The sequence below is a fragment of the Pseudomonas sp. P1_C12 genome, from assembly GCF_056406435.1.
Genome location: NZ_JBFUAE010000039.1, coordinates 1 through 5,641 on the forward strand (window position 1 = coordinate 1; position 5,641 = coordinate 5,641).

Annotated in this window: 4 protein-coding genes; 2 read left to right on the forward strand and 2 right to left on the reverse strand. The window is 60.9% G+C overall.

What is annotated here, in order from left to right; genetic code table 11:
- Positions 1-486: 486 nt before the first annotated feature.
- Positions 487-939 (reverse strand): thiol-disulfide oxidoreductase DCC family protein, encoded by a 453-nt coding sequence (locus tag AC1D19_RS30170; protein ID WP_477756560.1) that lies wholly within the window; start codon positions 937-939, stop codon positions 487-489.
- Between the two features lie 139 nt (positions 940-1,078).
- A complete protein-coding gene (locus tag AC1D19_RS30175; RefSeq protein ID WP_477765554.1) occupies positions 1,079-1,744 on the reverse strand; it encodes a LuxR C-terminal-related transcriptional regulator in 666 nt (221 codons plus the stop codon).
- A 203-nt stretch (positions 1,745-1,947) separates the two neighbouring features.
- Between AC1D19_RS30175 and AC1D19_RS30180 the strand changes: the two genes are divergently transcribed.
- Complete coding sequence (locus AC1D19_RS30180; RefSeq protein WP_477760170.1) at positions 1,948-2,235, forward strand: PilZ domain-containing protein; 288 nt, start codon at positions 1,948-1,950, stop codon at positions 2,233-2,235.
- A gap of 88 nt (positions 2,236-2,323) precedes the next feature.
- Positions 2,324-5,641, forward strand: a 3,318-nt coding sequence (locus AC1D19_RS30185; RefSeq protein WP_477765555.1) for a beta strand repeat-containing protein, incomplete at its 3' end; no start/stop codon positions are given.

Sequence of the window (5,641 nt, forward strand, 5' to 3'; positions counted from 1 at the left end):
GCTGTACCTCTTCTGTAGTTCGCTTGACAAGGACCTAATGTGACACGTGATGAGAGTGAAGTTCACTGCACCGCGACGAACGTGCCTGCCTGAAAAGCCTGTAGTGGCTGCAAACTCCCGGCAATTCCCCGCGCTTGACGCCTCTCGACCATTCGTCCTTTAAACCCCGTATTTGTTGGTCAAAGTCCGTTTCTGAAGGAGGTCATGACATGTCATGACGGATTTTTCGCGCGGTGGTTGTGACAGTACCTGGACCGAAAACGCCTGCTATCGAGCCAGGGGGAAATATCGGGTATTGGCCGATTGTTGCCTTTCACCACCGGTTGAATCCACAGCCGAAAGCAGCCTGTCAGTCAGGGAATAGCTGAAGGGTATTCAGGGTGATGGTGGTCGGTGGCTACGGAAATTTCGGTAGCATCGTTTGCAGGCATTTGGCGGTGATGCCAGATGTGGAACTGGTGATCCGGTTAATGCGTGTGAGGGCGTTCATAGGGGCGCTTTCAAAAAACGCTGTTCATGATCAGGCTCCGGCAATAGGCACGTGTCGTATTTCCCGAAGAGCCGATAACGATTAAGCGCAATGCGGTCGTATGCCCAATTTCGAAGTTTGCGAGGGAAGATGCGCAACAGGTTCACGGGGCGCCAGAGTGCGGAAAACTGGGCGATGATTTCAAAAAATGCATCCGAACGGTCCCAGTAGTGTCGGTCGCGGATCACCGCCATGGTGTCGAATTGATCCACGGGCAAACCTGCCCACGCGAGCAGAACCTGCCCCTCGGGTGACTGAACCGCCGCCAACCGCACTCGCCGCTGGCGGTCATGGCGAATCAAGAACCTCACCCAGCCATTGCACAGCTTGCAGACACCGTCGAACAGGACCACCGTTTCTCCTGGTTTGAGCAGTGGCGCGGGTGAGGGGCGGATTTGCGAGGCTGGCATAAGCGTGGGTCCAAGGGATCCTGGTTATCCCGGATCATAACCACGTGCCAGCGTTAAAGTCTGCATTTGGCTGTGGATTCAACCGGTCGATGCAACACAGCTGAATTCTGTGTAAGCAGAAGGAGTATTGCCGCAGTCCTCAGTCGCCTGTGGAAAGGCCATGCTTGTGTGCGTAGGCGTACAGATCTACGCGGTTCGTCAGGCCCAGCTTGCTGTAGATCGATGTTAAATGGTTGCGCAGCGTGTGCTCGCTGATGTGCAACTTCTCGGCCACCAACTTGCCAGGGGCTGAGGGGTCGCTGGCCAGCGATGCAATGGTTTGCTGCTCGCGGCGCGTTAGCTTGGCGATTTTTTGTTGCTCCGGGTCAATATCGCGTTCGGCTTTCTTGCGCGCCAGTTCAAGGAAGATACGGCTGGTCGCATTGCGGTCAATCCAGAGTTCGCCGTCATGCACTTTTTCTATGGCTTTGAGCAATGTCGATGCGGAGGCCGACTCCCGCTTATCCACCACGCCACGTGCGCCCGCCAGCACCGCTCTGTCATGCAGCGCCACGTCGCTCGACCCTGTCACTACCAGAATCCTGGCTTTGGTCTGGCTGTGCAAGTCGACCAGCGACTCGATACAGTCCTCGCTGTCCAGGTCCAGCACCACCACATCTGGCGCGTATTGGTGAAGCGAAAGCAGGTACTCCGCCACCGACGCCACCGAGCCCGCCAGCGTCAACCTCGGTTGAGCGCTTTCCACCAGACGCTCAAGGCCCCAGGCCACGAGCGGTAGAGCTACTAACAGGACTTGAATTGGCATGCGGGTCGCTGCCTCTTTAGGCGGGTTGTGTTAGCTGATCATGATAGCAATCGTTGCAGCCTGTAGCTTTTTTCTATAACGCTTCAGGTAGCCCCTCCCATGACATTTGTCCCGTAAAGCCCTGTTTTCATGGCTGATTGACTCCCAGAAAAAAGGGATAGCGCTCCCATGTATAAAACAGCGGTCGTTTTTAGACTGCCACCATGAAAGGCACATACCGAATTGAGCCCCGTGAACAAATCACCCTGCCGCTGCAACTGATCGGCGGGGGCAACGGTGTCACCCGTGACATCAGCGCCTCCGGTTTGTATTTCGAAACCGATAGTGAGCTGCAGGTGGGTAGCTTGATTGACTTCGAGATCGAACTCGACACTCCCGGCGGCCCCATGAAGTTCAAGGCTCAAGGACAAATTGTGCGCATTGAGCCACAAGGCGGCAGGACCGGGGCGGGCGTGAAGCTGCTGGCCAGCCGGCTGGTGCCGGTGGAATGAGGTTTTCGTGGGTTGAGGAAGAAGCGCTTGTGGCTGTTAGCGGCCCACGGCGGTTTTTTGCTCAGGGTGACATTCTTGGGAGAAAGACATGGCTAGCACTACAACTACCAGCGGCGGAACCGTTACCTCGTTTTCCAACACGCCGCAGGCGAAGGATGACATCTTCACCACCACTGAAAATCTGTTGGGGGTCGTGTATTGGGACGTCATGTCCAATGACCTCGGTGGCAACGCGAAGACACTCTGGTCACTCGACAACGCGGACAGTCTTTCTACTGCCACCAAGGCTTATGCTCCGGCCGACCTCCTGACCCAGGATACGGCGAGGGCTGAGGCGGCGAGTTCTGACACCAGTTTGAATGGTGCAAAGATCTGGATCACCTCGGACGGCAAGGTCGGCTACGACGCCACTACTTTCTCGTCTGCTTTCAAGGCACAACTCCAGGCGCTGGCTACTGGCGAGCTCCTGACGGACAGCTTTACCTATGCGATTCGTCTTGGCAACGGAACGCTCAGTTGGGCCACCGCGACGGTGCAGTTTTCGGGCGTGAATGATGGTATGACGATCAGCATCGGCGCGCAGGCCGGCACGGTGACCGAAGACGCCGACACCACGGCGAGCACGACCGACTCGCAGACAGCCAGCGGCACGATTGTCTTTGACGATGTCGACCTGAGTGACACGCACATGGCGACGTTCGCGCCGGCGGCGGGCAACGCTACTCATCTTGGTACGTTCGTACTCTTGCCGGTAAGCGAAGCAGCGAATGCAGCCAACGGTTCGGTGCAATGGACGTACAACCTGAGCAATGCGGCGGCGCAGTACCTGGCCCAGGGACAGACAGTCACCGAAACTTACCTGGTCACCATCAACGATGGTCATGGTTCGTCGGTAACGCAGAATGTGACCATCACTATCACCGGCACCAATGATGTGCCGACGGTGACGGCGGCAGAAATCGAAAGCGGGACGGTGACTGAAGACGGCACCCCGCTGGCCAGCGGCAGCTTCGCCTTCGGCGACGTGGACCTGGCCGATGACGCCCATGTGGCCAGCGTGAGCGCGCCGGCCGGTGCGCTGGGTACGCTGGTGGCCACTGTCAGCAACGAGAGCACCGGCGACGCTACGGGCAGCGTGGGCTGGACCTACACGCTGAACAACAGCGCGGCGCAGTACCTGGCTGGGGGCCAGACCAAAACCGAAGTGTTCACGGTGACGCTGACCGATGACTTCGGGGCGACGGTGACCAAGAACGTGACGATCACCCTGACCGGCACCAACGACGCGCCGACGGTGACGACGGCAGAGGTCGAAAGCGCTGCGGTGACCGAAGACGGCACCCCGCTGGCCAGCGGCAGCTTCGCCTTCGGCGACGTGGACCTGGCCGATCACGCCCATGTGGCCAGCGTGAGTGCGCCGGCCGGTGCGCTGGGTACGCTGGTGGCCAGTGTGAGCGACGAGAGTACCGGTGATGCGGTGGGTAGCGTGGGCTGGAGCTATACGCTGAACAACAGCGCGGCGCAGTACCTGGCCGCAGGTCAGACCAAGACCGAAGTGTTCACGGTGACGCTGACCGACGACTTCGGGGCGGCGGTGACCAAGGACGTGACGATCACCCTGACCGGCACCAATGACGCGCCGACCGTGACGGCGGCAGAAATCGAAAGCGCGGCGGTGACCGAAGACGGCACCCCGGTGGCCAGCGGCAGCTTCGCCTTCGGCGACGTGGACCTGGCCGATCACGCCCATGTGGCCAGCGTGAGTGCACCGGCCGGTGCGCTGGGTACGCTGGTGGCCACTGTCAGCGACGAGAGCACCGGCGACGCGGTGGGCAGCGTGGGCTGGAGCTATACGCTGAACAACAGCGCGGCGCAGTACCTGGCCGCGGGCCAGACCAAGACCGAAGTGTTCACGGTGACGCTGACCGATGACGTCGGGGCGACGGTGACCAAGGACGTGACGATCACCATCACCGGCAGCAACGACGCACCAGTGCTCAGCTTCGCGACGGGCAATGCTGCCGGCGCGGTGCAGGAAGACACCACGCTCAGCGTCAACGGCCAGTTCAGTTCGGCTGACATCGATCACGACGCCACCGCCACTTGGAGCATTGCCGGGCCAAATACCGGCACCTTTGGCTCGATCGCGGTGGACAGCAGCGGCCAGTGGACCTACACGCTGGCCAATGGCAGCGACGGAGTTGCCAGTGCGGTGCAGTCGCTGAAGGCGGGCGAGAGCCACGATGACGTGTTCACGGTGCAGGTCAGCGACGGCCTCGGCGGCGTCGACACCCAACTGGTGACCGTCACCATTACCGGCAGCAACGACGCGCCCGTGCTCAGTTTCGCGACGGGCAATGCGGCCGGCGCGGTGCAGGAAGACACCACCCTCAGTGTCAGCGGCCAGTTCAGCTCGACTGACATCGATCACGATGCCACCGCCACTTGGAGTATTGCCGGGCCAAATACCGGCACCTTTGGCTCGATCGCCGTGGACAGCAGCGGCCAGTGGACCTACACCCTGGCTAATGGCAGCGACGGGGTTGCCAGTGCGGTGCAGTCGCTGAAGGCGGGCGAGAGTCACAACGAAGTGTTCAGCGTGCAGGTCAGCGATGGCCTCGGCGGCTTGGACACCCAGCTGGTGACCGTCACCATTACCGGCAGCAACGACGCGCCCGTGCTCAGTTTCGCGACCGGCAACGATGTTGGCAGCGTGCAGGAAGACACCACCCTCAGCGTCAGCGGCCAGTTCAGCTCGGCCGACATCGATCACGACGCCACGGCGACCTGGAGCATTGCGGGTACGGATACGGGCACCTACGGCTCGATCGCCGTGGACAGCAGCGGCCAATGGACGTACATCCTGGCCAACGGCAGCGATGGCGTTGCCAGTGCGGTGCAGTCACTGAAGGCGGGCGAGAGTCACAACGAAGTGTTCAGCGTGCAAGTCAGCGACGGCTTGGGTGGCGTCGACACCCAGTTGGTGACCGTCACCGTCACCGGCAGCAACGACGCGCCAGTGCTCAGCTTCGCGACGGGCAATGCGGCCGGCGCGGTGCAGGAAGACACCACCCTCAGTGTCAGCGGCCAGTTCAGCTCGGCCGACATCGATCACGATGCCACGGCAACCTGGACCATCAATGGCGCGTCCACCGGCACCTACGGCGCAATCGCCGTGGACAGCAGCGGCCAGTGGACCTACACCCTGGCCAATGGCAGCGACGGAGTTGCCAGTGCGGTGCAGTCGCTGAAGGCGGGCGAGAGCCATGATGACGTGTTTACGGTGCAAGTCAGCGACGGCCTGGGCGGCGTCGACACCCAACTGGTGACCGTCACCATTACCGGCAGCAACGACGCGCCGGTGCTCAGCTTCGCGACCGGCAACGATGTTGGCACCGTGCAGGAA

Coding starts and splice junctions, on each gene's coding strand:
- AC1D19_RS30170 (WP_477756560.1), bottom strand. CDS start 939: ATGCCAGCCTCGCAAATCCGCCCCTCACCCGCGCCACTGCTCAAACCA.
- AC1D19_RS30175 (WP_477765554.1), bottom strand. CDS start 1,744: ATGCCAATTCAAGTCCTGTTAGTAGCTCTACCGCTCGTGGCCTGGGGC.
- AC1D19_RS30180 (WP_477760170.1), top strand. CDS start 1,948: ATGAAAGGCACATACCGAATTGAGCCCCGTGAACAAATCACCCTGCCG.